At 33.2% G+C, this 19,710-nt stretch carries 16 protein-coding genes; 11 read left to right on the forward strand and 5 right to left on the reverse strand.

The window, feature by feature from the left end; translation table 11 throughout:
* Positions 1-9: 9 nt before the first annotated feature.
* Together IPM51_13555 and IPM51_13560 are read right to left on the reverse strand one after the other, a co-directional pair.
* The gene (locus IPM51_13555) at positions 10-1,476 is read right to left on the reverse strand and encodes a tetratricopeptide repeat protein (protein MBK9285322.1); all 1,467 of its coding nucleotides are present in this window, start codon (positions 1,474-1,476) and stop codon (positions 10-12) included.
* 91 nt (positions 1,477-1,567) lie between these two features.
* Positions 1,568-2,233: an ATP-binding cassette domain-containing protein gene (locus tag IPM51_13560; protein ID MBK9285323.1), complete on the reverse strand. Its 666-nt coding sequence runs from the start codon at positions 2,231-2,233 to the stop codon at positions 1,568-1,570.
* A gap of 195 nt (positions 2,234-2,428) precedes the next feature.
* Between IPM51_13560 and IPM51_13565 the strand changes: the two genes are divergently transcribed.
* The 11 genes from IPM51_13565 to IPM51_13615 all read left to right on the forward strand — a co-directional run bounded on the left by IPM51_13565 (position 2,429) and on the right by IPM51_13615 (position 16,943).
* On the forward strand, positions 2,429-5,533 hold the full coding sequence (locus IPM51_13565) for a tetratricopeptide repeat protein (GenBank protein ID MBK9285324.1): 3,105 nt from the start codon (positions 2,429-2,431) through the stop codon (positions 5,531-5,533).
* On the forward strand, positions 5,533-7,275 hold the full coding sequence (locus IPM51_13570; GenBank protein ID MBK9285325.1) for a hypothetical protein: 1,743 nt from the start codon (positions 5,533-5,535) through the stop codon (positions 7,273-7,275). The genes IPM51_13565 and IPM51_13570 overlap by 1 nt, the downstream gene beginning before the upstream one ends.
* Before the next feature lie 65 nt (positions 7,276-7,340).
* Entirely contained in the window at positions 7,341-7,565 is a 225-nt protein-coding gene (locus IPM51_13575; protein MBK9285326.1) for a ferrous iron transport protein A, read from the forward strand.
* Between the two features lie 20 nt (positions 7,566-7,585).
* On the forward strand, positions 7,586-9,556 hold the full coding sequence (gene feoB, locus IPM51_13580) for a ferrous iron transport protein B (protein MBK9285327.1): 1,971 nt from the start codon (positions 7,586-7,588) through the stop codon (positions 9,554-9,556).
* A 72-nt stretch (positions 9,557-9,628) separates the two neighbouring features.
* Complete coding sequence (locus tag IPM51_13585; protein ID MBK9285328.1) at positions 9,629-12,286, forward strand: M1 family metallopeptidase; 2,658 nt, start codon at positions 9,629-9,631, stop codon at positions 12,284-12,286.
* A 15-nt stretch (positions 12,287-12,301) separates the two neighbouring features.
* Positions 12,302-12,997, forward strand: coding sequence for a 3'-5' exonuclease (locus IPM51_13590; protein MBK9285329.1), 696 nt, complete (start codon positions 12,302-12,304; stop codon positions 12,995-12,997).
* 12 nt (positions 12,998-13,009) lie between these two features.
* The gene (locus IPM51_13595; GenBank protein ID MBK9285330.1) at positions 13,010-14,005 is read left to right on the forward strand and encodes an NAD(P)H-dependent glycerol-3-phosphate dehydrogenase; all 996 of its coding nucleotides are present in this window, start codon (positions 13,010-13,012) and stop codon (positions 14,003-14,005) included.
* Positions 14,006-14,008: 3 nt separating this feature from the next.
* Positions 14,009-14,641 carry a hypothetical protein gene (locus IPM51_13600; protein ID MBK9285331.1) on the forward strand — a complete coding sequence of 211 codons (633 nt, stop codon included), beginning with the start codon at positions 14,009-14,011 and terminating at the stop codon, positions 14,639-14,641.
* Between the two features lie 2 nt (positions 14,642-14,643).
* Positions 14,644-15,654 carry an NAD-dependent epimerase/dehydratase family protein gene (locus IPM51_13605; GenBank protein ID MBK9285332.1) on the forward strand — a complete coding sequence of 337 codons (1,011 nt, stop codon included), beginning with the start codon at positions 14,644-14,646 and terminating at the stop codon, positions 15,652-15,654.
* 99 nt (positions 15,655-15,753) lie between these two features.
* The gene (locus IPM51_13610; protein ID MBK9285333.1) at positions 15,754-16,371 is read left to right on the forward strand and encodes a deoxynucleoside kinase; all 618 of its coding nucleotides are present in this window, start codon (positions 15,754-15,756) and stop codon (positions 16,369-16,371) included.
* Positions 16,371-16,943 carry a hypothetical protein gene (locus tag IPM51_13615; protein ID MBK9285334.1) on the forward strand — a complete coding sequence of 191 codons (573 nt, stop codon included), beginning with the start codon at positions 16,371-16,373 and terminating at the stop codon, positions 16,941-16,943. Before IPM51_13610 ends, IPM51_13615 begins: the two co-directional genes overlap by 1 nt.
* A gap of 7 nt (positions 16,944-16,950) precedes the next feature.
* On the opposite strand, the gene rsmA is transcribed toward IPM51_13615, so the two are convergent.
* From rsmA to IPM51_13630, 3 genes are all read right to left on the reverse strand, one after another.
* Entirely contained in the window at positions 16,951-17,724 is a 774-nt protein-coding gene (rsmA, locus tag IPM51_13620) for a 16S rRNA (adenine(1518)-N(6)/adenine(1519)-N(6))-dimethyltransferase RsmA (GenBank protein ID MBK9285335.1), read from the reverse strand.
* Position 17,725: 1 nt separating this feature from the next.
* Positions 17,726-18,833, reverse strand: a protein-coding gene (gene prfB / locus IPM51_13625; protein MBK9285336.1) for a peptide chain release factor 2 whose coding sequence is annotated in 2 segments (ribosomal slippage) — positions 17,726-18,769 and positions 18,771-18,833 — 1,107 coding nt in all. Because the reading frame shifts where the segments join, the coding sequence is not laid out codon by codon here.
* A gap of 12 nt (positions 18,834-18,845) precedes the next feature.
* Positions 18,846-19,697 (reverse strand): hypothetical protein, encoded by an 852-nt coding sequence (locus IPM51_13630; GenBank protein ID MBK9285337.1) that lies wholly within the window; start codon positions 19,695-19,697, stop codon positions 18,846-18,848.
* Positions 19,698-19,710: the final 13 nt, after the last annotated feature.

The following is a 19,710-nucleotide window of genomic DNA, read 5'->3' on the forward strand; positions in this document are numbered from 1 at the left end:
GATTTTTGATTAGGAGATTCCTTTCAACTTTCTCAAAAGTTTTTCAATAGAAGTATTTGAAGGAATTTGTGCCATTTGAATTCGCCGAGCATAATGAATGGAATCTAAAATTTCTTTTTGTTTTTCTTCAACGAGTTTCTTTTGTTCTTCTACAATTTCTTTTTGAATTTCTATAATTGCTTTTTGTTTTTGGGTTAGTTTAAAACGGTTGTACATGAAACCAGCAAAAATCATAACTAATCCAAGCCCTCCGAACAAAGCATACTGTTGATTTTTTTTGGCTTTAATTTCCGCGCTTTGTTTTGCTAACTCTGCATTTTTTACTTCACTTTCTTTGGCATGAGCAACCGAATCGGCGGCGGCTTGCTTTTCGTATTCGTATTTGAGTTGGGATTTGATTGAGGCCTTTCGAACTGATTCGTTGTTTAAACTATCCCTCATTTTAATATCTAATTCATAATATGTTAATGCATTTTTATAATCTCCCATTTTTTTATAAATGAAATATAACTTATTGCTGGCGCCCATTATTGCATCTGGCCTGCTACTTAAGAGCGCTAAGTCATACGATTCTTTGGCATATTTTAAAGCTTTTGGATAATTTTTTTGCACATAAAACATTTGTGACAAATTGCTTAAAGAAATTGACATGCCATTAAAATCATTCGCCTCTTTTTGAATCTGTACCGTTTTGTTCAAATAAGTTAAGGCTAATTCATTGTTTTTCATTTTTGAATAAACAACCGCCATACTGTTTAGGGTATTGGCTTGATCCATTTTACTATCTAATTCTTGAAATATTTTAAAAGCCTCTTTAAAACAAGGCAAAGCAGCATAATAATCTTTCTTAAAAAAAAGAATCCTTCCTAATGTTGAAATGGAACTCCCTTTAACCTTTTTATTTGTGGGATTAACATTAATATTTATTGCTTCAATTACAAATTGATAGGCTTTTTCATTTTCTCCTAAATTCAAATATAAATTTGCCAAATTAGTTAAAGATCGAGCTCTATCTGTTTTTCTCATTGAATCATTAACAACTGATAAACTTTTTTCAAAATATTCAATTGCATTTTTTATATCACCAATAGAATTAAAATGAAATCCTATATTATTATATATTGAATAAAGCAGCTTACTATTGCCACTTTTTTTTTGCAATTCTATAGCTTTTTTGAAACGCGCTATCGCAATAGAGTTATTTCCAATATGACTTTCAATTAACCCCATATTAGTTAATAATTCGATTTGCTTGTTACTATAGAATTTTTGATAGGAACTATTTTTGAGGGAATCAATATTTTTTAATTGCTTAAAAGCCAATTCTAAATATTTTTTACAGGAGTCGGGACTTTTTCTGTAATAATACTCTGCAATTAACTTATTTGTTGAAATAATCGTTGTATCTGAAGGCTGGTTAAAAATTATTTTTTGTAGGCTGTCTAATTTTGTTGATTGGCTATATCCAGATCGCATGCTTAATATAATGGCAAGCGCATATAGCCAATTAAATTTAATTATCATGTGAAGTTTCACGAAAATAAAGATACTAAATTGGATGGATTCTCTAAGATTCAATCACCCTACCATTTTCAAAGGATAAAGTTCTCGATTTATACTTGTTATATATAATCATATCGTGCGTGGCTAATAAGACTGCCCTACCACTTTCACACAATTGCTTTAATAATTTTAAAATTTCTTCCGAAGTTTCAGGGTCTAAATTTCCGGTAGGCTCATCGGCTAAAATAATTTCCGGATCATTAACCAGCGCTCGCGCAATACTAACCCTTTGTTGTTCGCCACCTGAAAGTTCGTGTGGCATTTTTTGGTCACGTCCCTCCAATGAAACTTTTTTTAATACATCCTGAATTTTATTTTTAATCTCCGATTCCACTTTCCAACCAGTTGCTTTCATTACAAAACGCAAATTTTCATAAACTGTTCTGTCACTTAACAATTGAAAATCCTGAAAAACTATCCCTAGTTTTCTCCTTAAATACGGTATTTGTCGCGATTTTAAATTCTCCAAATTAATTCCGCAAACCGTACCACTGCCGTTTATTAATGGAAGATCGCCATACAGCGTTTTTAAAAAACTACTTTTTCCGCTACCGGTTTTTCCAATTAAATACACAAACTCTCCCTGTTTAACCTCAACACTTAAGTTACCAATCACAGGTCTTTGGTCTTGAAAAATGGTTACATTATCAAATTTTATTAAAGCCGACATCAGTTTATAAAATTAACTACCCTGTATCTATTCCAGGCAATAGTATTATATCAATATCAACATGAATGGGTTAATAACTGCTTCAGAAGAACAATTTTCACCTATTTAAGCAAAGTATTTTTATTGAGATAAAATATACCCGATTTTTTTAGGATGATTCGAATTTTGAGATGTTATTTTCTTGTTTTATTTGTTTTGACTTTTGCCCTTGGCAAAGCACAAAAAACAGCCGCGTACTTTGATAAAGATGCTCAATACAAGCTGGGAATTGATCTTTTTGATAAAAAGTTGTACACCAATGCCCAAAAAGAATTTAATGAATACATTCAAAAAAATAAAAACGGAATTCAAAAAACCGATGCTGTTTTTTACGCGGCAGCATGTGGCATAGAATTGTTTAATAAAGACGGTGAATGGCTAATGCGGCAATTCATAGAAAAAAATCCGGAAAGTCTAAAAATCAATAGCGCTTGGTTTTATTTAGGAAAATCATCATTCAGACGAAAAAAATACAAGGAAACCATTGAGAATATGGAAAAGGTTGATATTTATTCCGTAGATAAAGATCAACTGGCCGAATTATATTTTAAAAGAGGATATAGTTACATGGTACTTGACAATAACAGTAAAGCGAAAGTTGACTTTGCCGAAATAAAAGATGTAGACAATAAATACCAACACCCTGCTTTATATTATTTTTCACATTTGGCCTACGAAGAAAAAAATTATGAAATTGCTTTGGTAGGTTTTAAAAAATTAATTGGCAATCAAACTTTTGGCACAGTGGTACCATACTACATTACGCAAATTTATTTTAGCGAAGGTAAATTTGAACAAGTTGTGGCCGAGGGTCCGGATTTATTGAGAGATAGTAATCACGTGCAACGCTCGCGTGATATTAATCGAATGATTGGCGAGAGTCATTTTAATTTAAAAAATTACAGCGCAGCTTTACCTTTTTTGAAAAAAACAGATTTAGGCTATAGTCCAACCGGGAATTATGCCATAGGGTATTGTTATTATAAAACCGGTGATTATAAAAATGCAGTAAGGCATTTATATGAAGCCACTGAAAAAAATGATTCATTATCGCAAAATGCCTGGTATCATATGGCCGATTGTTATATTCAACTTAAAGATAAAATAAAAGCCAAAAACGCCTATTACAAAGCTTATCAAAATAATTACAATCATCTCATTACCGAAGATGCGCTTTTTAGTTATGCTAAATTAAGTTATGAATTGGATTTTAGCCCGTACAACGATGCGGTAAGAAGTTTTAGTAGGTATTTAAAAGAATACCCCGGCTCACCCAGAAAAAATGAATGTTATAATTATCTAATTAATGTGTATTCAACCACTCGCAATTACAGCCAGGCTATCAAAAGCATAGAGAGCATGGATAAAGTTGATCCTATTTTAAATGTAACTTATCAAAAATTAATTTACTTCAATGGTGTTGAGTATTTTAATAATGGCGACTTGAACAACGCAGAAAAAGAATTTAAAAAATCATTGCAACACAAAGCAGATTTGAAATTTAGCGCTTTAAGTCAATATTGGCTGGGTGAAATTTCTTATTTGCGGAAAGATTACTCTACAGCTATTGAAAGTTGGAAAACTTTTCAGTTGATGGAAGGCGCGGTGCAATTGAAAGAATATGAATTAAGTAATTACGCATTAGGATATGCCTATTTTTTAAGAAAAAACAAAGACGACTATACCAACGCACATGTATCTTTCCGGAAATTCTTGATGACGAATAATACCCTAGATGAGAAAAAAGTGAATGATGCACATACCCGAATAGCCGATAGCTATTTTATGAATACCGATTATTTTCAGGCTTCCGATTATTACAAAAAAACAATTGATGCAGGAAAAGTGGATGTAGATTATGCCTTATTTCAAAAAGGATTGTGTGATGGTTTACAACGTAAATATGAAAGTAAAATAACAGAACTTAAGAAAATTGAAACCGGTTTTCCGGCTTCCCATTATTTAAGTGCAGCTTTAAATGAAATTGCAGATACCTACCTCCAAAATTTGAAAGAAAATGAAAACGCGATTTTATATTACAACAAAATTTTAAAAAATTACCCTAATTCTTCTTTCACCCGTAATTGCTATGCTCAATTGGGCAATATTTATTATGCCAAAAAAGAAGACGATCAGGCATTTGAGTATTTCGACAAATTTGTGAAACTAGATGCAAAAAGCGATGAAGCCAAAGAAATTTTAGAAACCATCAAAAAAATATTTACTGAAAAAGGGCAGATTGATGAAATGGAAAAATACTTTGCCAACATGGGTAATCCCCTTTCAGAAAACCAGATTGAAAAAGCCGCATATGCTTCGGCCTATGATGCATTTTACAATCAAAAAAATTGTGATTTGGCATTACCAAAATGGGAATCATATATTCAGCGCTTTCCAAATGGCAAATACATTACAGAAGCCCATTTTGTTGTAGCAGAATGTAATTACGGTAAAAACAATTATGAAAGTGCTCTTAACGGGTATTTACATGTAATTAATAAACCCCGAGGATTGTACAGTGAGGTAGCTTTATCAAAAGCTTCATATATCTATAACAAAGACAAAAATTACAAAGAAGCCTTGCCGTTATTTATACAATTGCAAGAAGTTGCTGAAACTCCTTCCAATAAAAGTGCCGGCAAATTTGGTGCCATGCGCGCCGCTTTTTATTTAAATGAATATGAAACAGCATTAACGGAATGCACCAAAGTATTAAACACCGAAAAATTAACTCCTCAACAAAATAGTGAAGCCGTATACATTAAAGCCAGGTCATTATATGAAACCAACAGGCTGGATGACGCAGCCATGGAATTTAAATCAATAGTAAAAACGGCTAAAAACCTAAAAGGAGCTGAAAGCTATTATTACCTGGCAAAAATAAGTTATAGCAAACAGGATTACAAAGATGTGGTGAAGCAGGTTAATAAATTGATTGGTTACGAATACACCAATGATGAATGGAATAATAAAGCCATGTTGTTATTAGCAGATGCTTATATGGCCAATAATGAATTTGCAGATGCGCAAGTAGTTTTAGAAAGTATCATAGAAGGAAAAGTAAAACAAGAGTATGTGGATGAAGCCAATAAAAAATTGGAAGAATTAAAAGCCAAGACTCGAAAAAATGAAGAACCTCTCGAAAACAAAAGTATGAATATTGAATTTGAACAATCGCAAAAAGATAAAGATGTTCAAAATCAAGTAATTCCTCCAACAAATGTAGTGCCGGAAAATACTAATCCTGAAGAGCCTAAATGATGAAAGCAAAATTGGAACATATACTTATGTGGAATACTAAAGCTGCTCAGCAAATATCTGAAAATGATAAATCGCTTATTAATTTTTGGTTAATATTTGTGTTATCGTTCTTATTTGCTTTGGCTTCAAGCGCTCAAACTAATTTACACGACATTAATTATGTTGCCACCAGTAGTTTTGTGCCAACCATAAAAGATGCGGTAAAGTACAATGATATGCCTGAAATAAAAGACAGCGTAAAAAAAATAAGCAACATCAATTACGGCATACAAAGCGAACCGATGTTTCCAAAATACCAAGTTGAAACAATCGACGCCGCAAAAATGCAAAACGAACCATTGCCCAAATTATATCACTCACTTTTAAAAGTTGGTTATGGCCCCTTTTACAGCATGCCGTACGGAGAATTCTGGGCAGGGAATACACGAAACCGAGATCAAAGTTTTGGAGCACATCTAAAACATTTTTCAAGTAACACCCACTTACAGGATCATGGCTACGGAGGATTCAGCGATAACAATGCAGAAGTTTTCGGCAAAAATTTTTATCGCAAACATACTTTAGGCGGAACATTGAATTATAGCAGAAACGTAATTCATTATTACGGATATGATTCTTCTTTACATCAAATTACTGATAATGATTATACGAAACAACGTTATCAGCTTTTTGAACCAAAAATCAGGGTACAAAGTCATTATACCGACAGCACACGCCTGAATCACGATATTGGTTTGAGTTACTATAACCTAAGCAATCTTCACCGGGAATCAGAAAATAATATTCAGGCAGGAATTCTGGCGAGTACCTTTTTAAATAAAGAAAAACTAAATGTTGGTTTAAATACAAACTATTATAACCATAAACAAAGTAACGACACCATCAATGATTTAATTGTAAACCTTAGTCCCTCTTTTGAAGCAGCCGGTAAAAAGTGGAATGCGGAAGTAGGTTTAATTGCCACATTAGATGCGTTTAGAGACACCACTAAATTTTATGTGTATCCTAAATTAAATGTTCAGTATGATGTGTTTGAACACATCATTATTCCTTACGCTTCAATCACCGGCGGATTAATTAAAAACAGTATGCGTAGTTTAACGAATGAAAATCCGTTTGTGGATACTACACTCAATTATAAAAACACAAATAATAAATACAATTTTGCAATAGGTTTAAAAGGAAATTTATCCAGTAACACCTCATATGATGCGCGGGTAACTTATGGTCAATATGATAATCTGCACTTCTATTCTATAAACTACAAAAGCAATATTCAGTTATATAATCAGTTTCAGGTTATATATGATCACGCTTCCCTATTAAATATTCACGGCTCATTGTCTTACAAACACAAAGAAAAAATAAATATTATAGGTAAGGGTAATTATTACATTTATTCCCCTGAAAATTTAAGTAAAGCGTATCATAAACCTGATTTTGACGTTACCTTATCCGGTATATATAATTTAAAAAGTAAATTTATTTTAAAAGCTGATTTATTTGTAATGGGTCAGCAATGGGCCTTATCTGTTCCAAAAAGCGACACCTCTTCTGTATTAAAAGATGTTCAGATTAAAGGATGGTTAGATGCCTCTCTCGAATTGGAGTACAGATATAGTAAAATGATGAGCTTTTTCATAAGAGCTAATAACATTGCCAATCAGCGTTATTACAGATGGGAAAATTACCCAACGCAACGATTTAATTTTATGTTTGGTTTAACTTTTATTCCTTTTTAATCTTTCTTCTACCACAAAAAGGGTATAATTTTTAACTCTTAATTTCCTACTTTTAAAGAATCCTCATGAAGTCTTTAATTGAATTAAAAAGTGGCGAGTCGGGCATTGTTCAAGAAATAAGTGATGTTGAAATAGCCATTAAGTTAATTGAATTGGGTTGTATTCCCGGAGAATTGATTACTGTAAGTAAAATTGCTCCGCTCGGGTGCCCAATAGCTATTCAATTGGGTTCCGATGAATTAAGTTTAAGAAAAGAAGAAGCTATAACTATTCTAGTTGAACCCATTTAAGTTTGTCTGCACTTCAAAATATTCCATTACAAGTTTTATTAGCCGGTAATCCAAATGCCGGCAAATCTAGTTTATTTAATGCATTAACCGGCTTATCTCAAAAAACCGGTAATTATGCCGGAGTAACTGTTGATAAATACGAAGGCTTTTTTAGAATTAATCATCAAGATAAAAACTATTCGGTTAACCTAATTGATTTACCCGGTATTTATAGTTTAAATCCAAAAACTATTGATGAGCATGTTGCATTTGATAATTTAGTTTCTGAAAAAAATAAACCGGATGTGGTGGTAGTGGTGGTGGATGCGGGAAATTTGAAAAGAAATTTATTGCTGGCTACTCAGGTAATTGATTTAAAATATAAAACAGTTGTTGTTTTGAATATGATGGATGAGGCGGAAAAACAAAACATCAGCATCAATATAAACGGTCTTCAAGAAAAACTAGGCGTACCTGTTGTGGCAGTGAATTCAAGAACCGGGGAAGGAATTGAAGGCGTTAAAACAGCGATTCTAAATGCCACTGTAAGCCATAGTCACTTTTATGATATGGCTAACCTAAAATCAAAAACCTATTCTGATTTATTAATCAGTGAAAAGAACAACAGAACTTTTCATAACCAAGATCAGATGTACCGAATAAATTTAATCCGATACTTAATAAACTCATTCGTGCAGGCACCAACAAAATTGTTCATGCGTGAGTTTTCGAAAAAAATCGATAGCGTAATTACACATAAAATTTTTGGTTATCTTTTTTTAATTTTTATACTCTTCTTAATTTTTCAATCCATCTTTTTCATTGCGGAATATCCCATGGAATGGATTGAAAGCGCTTTTATTAAAATTCAATCTTGGCTTCAGGATACCCTGCCGCAAGGTGCTTTAAGTGATTTATTGGTAAATGGAATCGTTTCCGGATTAAGCGGAGTATTCATCTTTATCCCTCAAATTGCCCTGTTGTTTTTATTCGTAGGTATTTTAGAAGATACCGGTTATATGGCTCGGGCCGGTTTTATCATGGATAAAATTATGAGAAGATTTGGTTTAAACGGGCGTTCGGTTATCCCATTAATTAGTGGTACAGCCTGCGCAGTTCCATCCATCATGGCCACTCGTTCTATCAGTAATTTTAAAGAACGATTAATTACGGTTTTCATTATCCCGTTAGTGAGTTGTTCTGCTCGCCTACCGGTTTATATTTTAATCGTATCCCTATTGTATCCCAACGACTCCGATCAAGGCTTCTTTCATTCCAAAGGACTTGTTCTTCTTTTACTTTATTTAATTGGTTTTACCGCCACCTTTTTAACCGCATTTTTTCTTAATAAATTAATTCCGAATAAAGAATCTTCTGTATTTATTATGGAGTTGCCGATTTACCGCTTTCCACATATCAAAAATCTCCTTTTCCTCGTTTACAATAAAGTGAAAGTATTTGTTTTTGAGGCCGGTAAAATAATTATGGCCATTTCGATCATATTGTGGTTTTTAAGTTCATATGGGTATAGCGAAAAATTCAGACAAACAGACTTGGCCTTAACAAAAGCCCTAGCCATAAATCAAACGGATTCCCTCACTTATCTACAAGCTCAAAAACTCGAACATTCCTTTGTAGGTTCTATTGGTAGAAAAATAGAACCTCTCATTAAACCCATGGGCTTTGATTGGAAAATTGGCATTGCCTTAATTACTTCTTTTGCCGCCCGTGAAGTATTTGTAGGTAGTATGGCCACTATTTATAGCGCAGGGAACGAAGGTAGCATCCGAGATAAACTAATGAATGAAACCGACAGCAGCGGCAAAAAAATATATACGCCGGCAGTTTGTTGGTCCTTATTACTTTTTTACTCCTTTGCCTTGCAGTGTATGAGTACTATAGCTATTGTTAAAAGAGAAACCAAGAGCTGGAAATGGACCGGCATTCAGTTTTTATATATGAGCGCATTAGCCTATTTTTCGGCCTTAATCGCTTATCAGCTGCTTTCTTAATTGTAAAATCCCCCAATTGAGGTTTTGCGATATTGTATAATTAATTACATTTTTGTATTTATATACATTCCTATGAAAACTTCGATGCTTTTAAAATGTGCAGTTCTGCTTGTAGTATTCACATTTTGCCATACCAAAAAACAAACCGTTCAAATTAAAACGGAAGATATTCCTGTTATACAATTAGACACTATACAGGTTCAACCTGCAGTGGTTGAAAATAAAATATACAATGAAACACCAACGCGAATAAACGACATATTACACACCAGACTGGAAGTTAATTTTGATTGGAATAAGAGCAGATTAAATGGTATTGCCACACATTATATTAAACCTCACTTTTATCCAACCAAACAATTAACACTGAATGCAAGAGGGATGGAAATATTAAATATTGAAATACAGGATATTAATTCAGAAGAAGCAAAATGTTTTTGTGCTTCCGAAAAAAAAAAGGCAACAGCCTATCCATTAAAATATGTTTATGAAAACGATGAATTAATTATTGATTTAAATGACACTTTTAGTTCAAATCAGATTTATAAAATTGTAATTAAATATATTGCCAAGCCCAATGAATTAAAAAAAGGAGGAAGTGCTGCAATTAGTGATGATAAAGGATTATATTTTATTAATCCAACCGGAGAAAATCCATTAAAAATGCCACAAATATGGACACAGGGCGAAACGCAATCCAATTCGGCTTGGTACCCAACTATAGATAATCCGGTAGAAAAAATGTCGCAGGAAATTTTAATGACCGTTGATAATAAATACACCACACTTTCAAACGGATTATTAATAAAATCCACTACCAATAAAGATGGTACACGTACCGATCATTGGAAATTAGAACAACCGCATTCTCCTTATTTAACCATGATGGCTGTTGGACAATTTGTAAAAGTAACCGATGAACCCTGGAAGGGTAAAGAAATATCTTATTATGTAGAACGGGAATACGAGCCACACGCTAAAGCCATATTTGGCGACACCAAAGAAATGATAGAATTTTATTCTTCAAAATTAGGTGTAGATTATGCCTGGCCTAAATACGCACAAATTGCAGTTCGTGATTATGTAAGCGGGGCAATGGAAAATACCAGCGCAACCCTGCATGGAGACTTCGCTGTTTATCAAACCACTCGGGATATGATTGACGGCAAAAGAGGAACAGATATTATTGCACATGAACTTTTTCATCAATGGTTTGGCGATTTGGTTACCTGCGAAAGCTGGAGCAACTTACCGTTAAATGAAAGTTTTGCTACTTACGGTGAATATTTATGGGAAGAATATAAATATGGACGTGATGCAGCCGATCAACATCATGTGGCCAGCAAAGCAAGTTATATGTTTTCAGGAAAGGAAGTAGATTTAATTCGCTTTGATTATAAGCACAGAGAAGATATGTTTGACGGATTCAGCTATGCCAAAGGCGGGCAAGTACTTCACATGTTACGTAAAGTAGTAGGTGATGATGCTTTTTTTGCCTCATTAAAAAACTATCTGGAAACCAATAAATACAAAACAGCTGAAATACATCATTTACGTTTAGCGTTTGAAGAAACAACAGGCCAAGACCTCAACTGGTTTTTTAACCAGTGGTTCTTAAACAAAGGAAGACCTACGCTTAATGTATCTAAAAATTATAATGCTTCAGCGCAAAAAATTGAAATTGAAATTGAACAGAAACAAGACTTTAAAATTGCTCCTTTGTATAAATTACCGGTTGATATTGATGTTTATGCCGATGGGAAAAAGCAAAGAACCAGAATATGGATTACCAAACAAAAGGAAACTTTTAAAATTCCTTGTATCAAGCAACCGGACTTGGTTAATTTTGATGCGGAAAGACAATTACTTTGCGATTTAAATTATACAAAAACAAAAGAAGAACTGCTTTTTCAATATAAAAACGCGCCTTTGTACGGCGATCGTCACGAATCTTTAAAAGAAAATGAAAATCAATTACAAGATGCCTTAGTATATGATATGTTTAAACACGCCGCACAATACGATCCTTTTGCACCGCTGAGAAATTATGCCATTTCCAAATTACAATCGTTTTCCGATAAAAAAGAAGATCTAAAACCCTTGTTTACTCAAATTTATAAAGCAGATAAAAAAACCACAACACGAGCAAGAGCGCTGGAAGCCTTGAATAAATTATTTACTGACGATAAAAATATTGATGAATTAAATGAAAAAGCTTTTGAAGAAGCATCTTACGCCATTAACACAGTTGCCCTTGAACATTTAATAGCTAAAAACCCAAAAGCCGCAATGGAGAAAGCAAAAAGTTTGGAAACAGAATCCGGTAAAAGCTTAATTTTTACTATAGCATCTTTATATGCAACACAAGGAGCTGATGAACAAATTCATTTTTTCAACACAAATATGAAATACATTAATGGATTTGAACTCATGACTTATTTAAATGATTATACGAAAGTAGCCAAACGGGCATCCGGGTCGGAAGCCGTATTAATGGCGGCAACAGATTTTGAATGGATTGCCAGAGGAGGTTCTCGATTCACAAGATTTGGTGCAGTGAAAGGAATTAAAGATTTACTTTCGATTTGGGAAACCAAAGAGAAAAAAATTATCGAACAAATTGAATCTGCTAAAAAGGAAAGCAAAGATGCAACTGTTCTTGAAAAATCAAAACAGGATATTTCAGAAACAATTAAATCATTGCAACAATCTTACGAACGCGTAAAATAATCCAAACACAAATTTATGAATACTCAGAATTTAGAAAACATACTTTTTTTAGATATTGAAACGGTGCCTTTAGTGTATCAATACAGTAAATTGGATAAAGAAAGTAAAGAATTGTGGGATAAAAAATGGCAATACAATAAAGATGTAAGTTCTGAAAAACAATACGAAAAATCAGGCATTTATGCCGAGTTTGCAAAAGTAGTTTGTATAGGGCTAGGTTATTACCATTCCGGTAAGTTCAGAGTGAAGTGTTTGCAAAGCACAGATGAAAAAAATGTATTAACCCAATTTGCCGAATTACTTGAACAGCATTTTAATTCTCCTACGGCAGTTTTATGTGCTCACAACGGCAAGGAATTTGATTTTCCATTTCTTTGCCGACGATTTGTCATTAACTCCATTCCGCTTCCGAAAATATTAAATATTCAGGGTAAAAAACCCTGGGAAATAAATCATTTAGATACGATGGAAATGTGGAAATTCGGAGACTATAAAAATTACACTTCGCTTAATTTATTGGCGCACGTATTTCAAATCCCATCACCTAAAGATGAAATGGATGGCAGCATGGTGGCTTCAGCTTTTTATGAGAAAAATGCGCTCGATAAAATTGCCGAATACTGCATGAAAGATGTAATTACACTAGCCCGGGTATTTGGTCGCTTTACTAATCTTAGAAAATTAGAAGACAAAGACATTATTTTTGTGTAATTTCACAAAGTAATGAAAGCCCCTGCAATTGGAATAATTGGAGGAGGAAGTTGGGCCACTGCGTTGGCAAAACTCCTTCTCAACAACTGCGAAAAAATAAACTGGTATATTCGCAAAGAGAGTGATATTGCTTTTTTTAAAGAACACACTAATAATCCGCGATATTTAACTTCAGTAGATTTTGATGTTTCAAAAATTGAATTCACAGCTCAAGTTAACGAGTGCGTTAAAAATTCAGACCTTATTATTCTTGCGATTCCATCTGCTTTTCTTCACAATACATTAAAAAACATTCAACAATCAGATTTAAAAAATAAATTCTTTTTTTCAGCTGTAAAAGGAATTATTCCCGAATTCAATTTAATTGTAGGCGAATACTTAAACAAAGTTCATCAGGTTTCTTTTCAGGATATCGGCGTAATTACGGGACCCTGTCACGCTGAAGAAGTCGCCATGGAGAAACTGAGTTATTTAACAATTGCTTCCCAAAATACACAAACTGCTAATAGCTTAGCTCAGTCGCTAAACTGCCGTTATTTACAAACTACCGTAAGTGATGATATATACGGAACCGAATATGCAGCAGTTCTAAAAAATGTAATTGCTGTAGCCGGTGGAATTTGTCACGGCTTAGGTTACGGTGATAATTTTCTTGCCGTTTTAGTAAGCAATGCCATTCAGGAAATTAAAAGATTTGTTGATGCAGTACATCCAATTGATAGAGATATTAAAGCCTCCGCCTATTTAGGAGATTTACTAGTTACTGCCTATTCGCAATTCAGCAGAAACCGAACCTTTGGAACTATGATAGGAAAAGGACACAGTGTAAAAAATGCGCAATTGGAAATGAATATGGTGGCTGAAGGCTACTATGCTGTGAAGTGCGTTTATGAAATAAATAAAAAGTATAAAGTTCATATGCCTATAACTAATGCCGTATATAATATTGTTTACGAATTTAAAAATGTGGCCAAGGAAATTGAAGTTTTGTCGAAACAAATTTCTTAATACATGAAGTCACTTGCCTTTTGGATTTCGGTTATTCTGCACCCACTTTTAATGGCCTCATACGGTTGTCTTTTCATATTTTTCATTATACAAAATACTATTTTTGATTACCTCACCCCTTTTGGATTAAAATGGCGTATATCATTAATTGTATTTATTTTTTCGTTTCTTTTCCCAATTTTAAATATTTTTATTTTGTACAAACTTAAGCGCATTCCAAGTTTTACACTTTCTGAACAATCAGAACGTACGTTCCCCTATATTATGACAGCTGCGTTTTATTTTGGATTATTTTATTTATTATTCGATTTAAATATTTGGCCAACCGTAAAGCTTTTTGTTTTAGGAGGGGGATTAGCCATTTTATTAGTTGCCCTCATTAATTTAAAGTATAAAATCAGTGCGCATATGGTAGGAATCGGAGGACTGCTTGGGGCATTAATTGCATTATCCTATTTATTAAAATTTGACATGACCTTTTATTACATAGGCATCATTTTTTTGAGTGGCATTTTAGCAAGCGCACGGTTATTTTTAAAAGAACATAACCCGCCACAACTTTATAGTGGATTTCTATTGGGTTTATTTGTACAAATTGGATTATTTTTAATAAGTGAAAAAATTAAATTCTTATAACTGTGATTTTAGTTAGTGGAGCAACAGGTATTATTGGTTCGCATGTAGTAATGAATTTACTTTTGAAAGGTGAAAAAGTTATCGCCTGTACCGGAAATGAAATCAATAAAATAAAACTAAAAAAACTATTGGGCTATTATCAGCAAGAAAGTTTGTATTCGCTGGTGATCTGGCGCGAAATGCTATTCAATGATATTTATTCTATAGAAACAGCGTTAGAAAATGTGAGAGCTGTTTATCATTGCGCCGGAATTGTTTCATTTAATTCAAAAGACCGAAAAAAATTATATGAAATAAATGAATACGGAACGGCTAATTTAGTTAATGCTTGCCTTACCATGAATATTCCACTGTGTCATGTAAGTTCAATAGCTACCTTAAATAATGCCGATTATAAAAATGAATTAAATGAAGATGTTTTTTGGAAAAAAAGTGGAAATGAAAGTGATTATGCCATTAGTAAATACAAAGGGGAGTTGGAAGTTTGGAGAGGAATTGAAGAAGGATTAAATGCTGTTATTGTAAATCCGGGCATTGTATTATCGCCGGGATTCTGGGAACAAAGTAGCTCTCAATTATTTGGCTTGTGTGATAAGGGATTAAAATATTATACTTCTGGAATTAGTGCATATATTACTGCTGACGACACTTCCAAAATTATGATTGAGTTGATGAACAAAAGGAAATATGCAAACCGTTATATTCTAATAGAAAACAATTACAGTTATAAAAATGTACTTCAACTAATTTCAACTCATTTGGATAAATCAACAGCTCTAAAAGAAATTGGACCTTTTACAATTACATTATTCTATCGTTTGGAAAAAATAATGGCATTCTTTCGTTTAAAAAAGGCTCGTTTAAGTAAATCGGCTATTCGATCACTTTATAATCAGCAAAAATTCTCCAATAAAAAAATTTCGGCGGAGCTTAACTATAATTTTACCGCTATTTCAGGCGAAATTGAACGCATTTGCAAAATTTACCGAAAAGAGCACCCTTCTAGGGCTTAATTAATTGCTCATCAAGTATTTAAATTTCCCCCGATTTAACTTTATTTTGTTTTTTGTGAGTTATTTATATATCTTAGTCTATTATTTTAAGAAATTCGTATGCACATCGCCATTGCTGGTAACATCGGTTCCGGAAAGACAACTTTGACCTCACTTTTAGCTAAACACTACAAATGGCATGCTCACTATGAAGATGCAGATGACAACCCATATTTAAATGATTTTTATGAAGATATGCAACGTTGGTCATTTAATTTGCAGGTCTACTTTTTAAATAATCGATTCAATCAAATTTTAGATATCCGTAAAGGAAAACACACAGTAGTTCAAGACAGAACCATATACGAAGACGCGTATATTTTTGCTCCCAATTTGCATGCAATGGGATTAATGACTACCCGTGATTACGATAATTATTTTCAACTTTTTAAATTAATGGAGGGCTTAATCAAAGCTCCTGATTTGATTATTTATTTGCGTGCAGGAGTTCCAACTTTAGTTAAGCAAATTCAAAAAAGAGGACGCGATTATGAGAATAGCATTCGTTTGGATTATTTAAAAAGACTGAATGAAAGATATGAAGCCTGGAGCACTTCTTATGAAGCCGGAAAAATATTGGTTGTAGATGTAGATGATATAAATTTTAGTGAAAGCAAAGAGGATTTAGGAAAAGTAATAAGAATGATTGATGCACAATTAAACGGATTATTTAAATAGTGAGTTCTACTACAAATAAAGAAGAGTTTTTTGATTTGCAGTTCGCGACTCAAGTAAATTCATCCAAACAAAACGGCGAATTAATTTTAGCTTATGATGGCGTATTAAATACCGAAACCATTGCCAAGTTGGAAGCCGAAATTGAAAGCAAAATTATGGAAAAAGGCTTTCCGAAATCCGTAGTTAAAAAAGTGTTTTTTATTTGTGTTGAATCGTTACAAAACATGTTAATTCACGGACATCGCGATGATAGTGGTGATCAGCATAATTTTTTCTTACTTCATTCTACTCCTACTGCTGTAAAAATTACAGTTGCCAATCTGATCAATAACAGCTCCATAGAAAAATTAGAAAAAGATTTAACCAAAATTAATTCTTTTGAAAATCCGGCAGATTTAAAACAATATTATTTAGATCATTTGGAAAATAATGAATTAAGTGATAAAGGAGGCGCCGGCTTAGGATTCATTACTATTGGCATGAAGAGTGGGAATAAACTTGCACCTGAATTTAAAGCCATTGATGATAAATTTTCTTTGTTTTTAATGGGTGTTACCATCAATTTAGAGTAATACTACTTCAGCTACTCTTCTTTTCAATTAAATGAGTTAATTCAACAAACTCCGATACAGATAATTGTTCGGGCCGTTTATTTAAAATCACGTTTTCAAAATTATTTTCCGGTAATAATGATTTCAATGAATTTTTCAATTGTTTTCTACGTTGATTAAAGGCAGTTTTCACAACCTGAAAAAATAAAGTTTCATCACAACTTAATTTTTCCGTTTCATTTCTGGTAAATCTAACAACAGCGCTTTTTACTTTTGGGTGAGGATTGAAAACATTTTCATGTACCGTAAATAAATACTCAATTTTAAAATACGCTTGCAATAACACGCTTAAAATTCCATACACTTTTGTTCCTGGCTTTTCCGCCATGCGCTGCGCTACTTCTTTTTGAAACATACCCACAACTACCGGAATATTATTTCGGCATTCCAATACCTTAAACATAATTTGACTCGAAATATTATACGGAAAATTACCAATAACCATAAACTTATCGCCTGCTATTTGTTTCAAGTCGGCCTTTAAAAAATCGCTAAAAATAATCTGATTCTTTTTTTCAGGAAAAAGTTGATGTAGATAATCAATAGATTCTATATCTACATCTAAGGCATAAAAATGCTTACGGCTATTAATTAGATACTTCGTTAACACACCGGTACCGGGACCAATTTCAACCAATGGAACATCGTTTTGCGGAATTGAATCCACAATTTTTTTAGCAATATTTTCATCGCACAGAAAATGCTGACCTAAATGTTTTTTTGCTCTTACCGGTGAAGCCATTTTACGAAGTAGTTGAACTTTTTTTACCGCCTAATTGCATCAGGTACGCTTTAATTAATTCGTCCAAATTTCCATCCAATACTGATTCTGCATCGGTAATTTTCAATTCTGTTCTCACATCATTTACCATTTTATAAGGGTGTAAAACGTAACTGCGAATCTGAGACCCCCATTCAATTTTCATTTTACTGTCTTCCACTGCCTGTCGCGCTTCATTACGTTTCCTCAATTCCAATTCATACAATTGAGAGCGTAACATCTGCAAGGCTCTTTCTCTATTCCCATGTTGCGATCTTTCTATTTGGCAAACAACCACAATTCCGGTTGGTTTGTGTAACATCTGAACTTTAGTTTCTACCTTATTTACATTTTGTCCGCCTGCACCCCCGCTACGTGAAGTTGTAACTTCTAAATCAGCAGGTTTAATGTCAATCTCAATGCTATCATCAACTATGGGATAAACATACACAGATGCAAAACTAGTGTGCCTTTTTGCATTGGAATCAAACGGACTAATTCTTACCAATCGATGCACACCATTTTCTCCCTTTAAAAAGCCATATGCAAATTCCCCTTCTATTTGTAAAGAAACCGATTTTATTCCCGCAACGTCACCTGCATTAAAATCCAATTCACTAATCTTAAATCCTTGTTTTTCGGCCCACATCATATACATGCGCATGAGCATTCCGGCCCAATCGCAGCTTTCTGTTCCGCCGGCACCGGAGTTAATTTGTAACACGCATTTAAGTCGGTCTTCCGGAGCACTAAGCATGTTTTTAAATTCAACGTCTTCAATTTTTTTCAGGCATTTATTATACTCCAACTCCGTTTCCGCTTCAGTAGCATCACCACTTTTAAAAAAATCATATAGCGTAAGTAAATCGTCCGTTTCACGATTAACCTCTTCATAGGAATTAGTCCAACTTTTCAGTTGCTTTACCTGATTTAATATTTTTTCTGCGTTTTTCGGGTCATTCCAAAATGCAGGATCCAGCGTTTTTTCTTCTAACTGCTCCAGATCAGATTTCTTTCTATCGTAGTCAAAGAAACCCCCTTAAAGCCTTACGGCGATCATTGAGTGCTTTTAATTGTTCTAATGTAAACATACGGTAAAGGTACTAATTTAATTGCTCATCCTGTTTTAATGGCCATAAAAATATATATGGAATTAGCATTACAAGACCAAAAGTTACTAAACCCATACCAAATGCAATAAGCAGATGAATAACAATGCCAACAAACAACATGGGCTTTTTTATTTTTTTGAACCAAATTAATAGAGGAAAAAGTAATTGATACGCTATTAAAAAATAGTTTGCAAAAATAAATAGAAAGGGTGTTTTTTCAATTAAAGAAATAAAAAAGTCATTACTAAAATGAGTAGTTTTAAACGTTAGTAGTATAGCGTTACCATTCATCCAGTCTTCGCTTTGTAGCTTCGCCCAACCCGCAATAAAATATACCCAACATAGCTGCAGAATAATACCGGCTACTCCAAAATTATGTGTAATAACTGAATAAGAAGGGTCTGTTTTTTTATGGCTATATCCAATAAATATATTGAAAAATAAGAGCTGATTAAGCAGGAAATCACCGCCTGATAACACGGGATAAATTCTATTGTGAATATTTATTACAATCAACCACAACAAAAAATCATTCAATATATAGATTTGTTTTTTAAAAACACCTAAGAAGCCAAGCAAAAGGGCAATACTCAAAAACCAATATGCAGCGTTAACTTGTGCTGAACCATATAAATAAAACGCTAGATCAGATATAAAACCTAAGTCGCTGAATTTTTTTATAGTAACAATACTATTAGTACCAAAAAGTAAATTATAATTTAAAAGCCAGTATGCTGACTTAATAATTATAAAGAGATAAATTATTTTTTTAAAATAGTTTGCGTTTTTTTGCAGCAAACGGTTAAAGCCAAAATAAATGTAAATATTTTTTAAACTAAACAAGCTAAATGCGAGC

The organism is Sphingobacteriaceae bacterium (assembly GCA_016715905.1).
In the GTDB taxonomy this organism is placed as follows: Bacteria; Bacteroidota; Bacteroidia; order B-17B0; family Aurantibacillaceae; genus Aurantibacillus.

What these genes read in the sequence shown, in the direction of transcription:
- IPM51_13555 (MBK9285322.1), bottom strand. Translation starts at nt 1,476, where the DNA reads ATGCGATCTGGATATAGCCAATCAACAAAATTAGACAGCCTACAAAAA.
- IPM51_13560 (MBK9285323.1), bottom strand. Translation starts at nt 2,233, where the DNA reads ATGTCGGCTTTAATAAAATTTGATAATGTAACCATTTTTCAAGACCAA.
- IPM51_13590 (MBK9285329.1), top strand. Translation starts at nt 12,302, where the DNA reads ATGAATACTCAGAATTTAGAAAACATACTTTTTTTAGATATTGAAACG.
- IPM51_13600 (MBK9285331.1), top strand. Translation starts at nt 14,009, where the DNA reads ATGAAGTCACTTGCCTTTTGGATTTCGGTTATTCTGCACCCACTTTTA.
- rsmA (MBK9285335.1), bottom strand. Translation starts at nt 17,724, where the DNA reads ATGGCTTCACCGGTAAGAGCAAAAAAACATTTAGGTCAGCATTTTCTG.
- IPM51_13585 (MBK9285328.1), top strand. Translation starts at nt 9,629, where the DNA reads ATGAAAACTTCGATGCTTTTAAAATGTGCAGTTCTGCTTGTAGTATTC.
- IPM51_13595 (MBK9285330.1), top strand. Translation starts at nt 13,010, where the DNA reads ATGAAAGCCCCTGCAATTGGAATAATTGGAGGAGGAAGTTGGGCCACT.
- IPM51_13610 (MBK9285333.1), top strand. Translation starts at nt 15,754, where the DNA reads ATGCACATCGCCATTGCTGGTAACATCGGTTCCGGAAAGACAACTTTG.
- IPM51_13570 (MBK9285325.1), top strand. Translation starts at nt 5,533, where the DNA reads ATGAAAGCAAAATTGGAACATATACTTATGTGGAATACTAAAGCTGCT.
- IPM51_13575 (MBK9285326.1), top strand. Translation starts at nt 7,341, where the DNA reads ATGAAGTCTTTAATTGAATTAAAAAGTGGCGAGTCGGGCATTGTTCAA.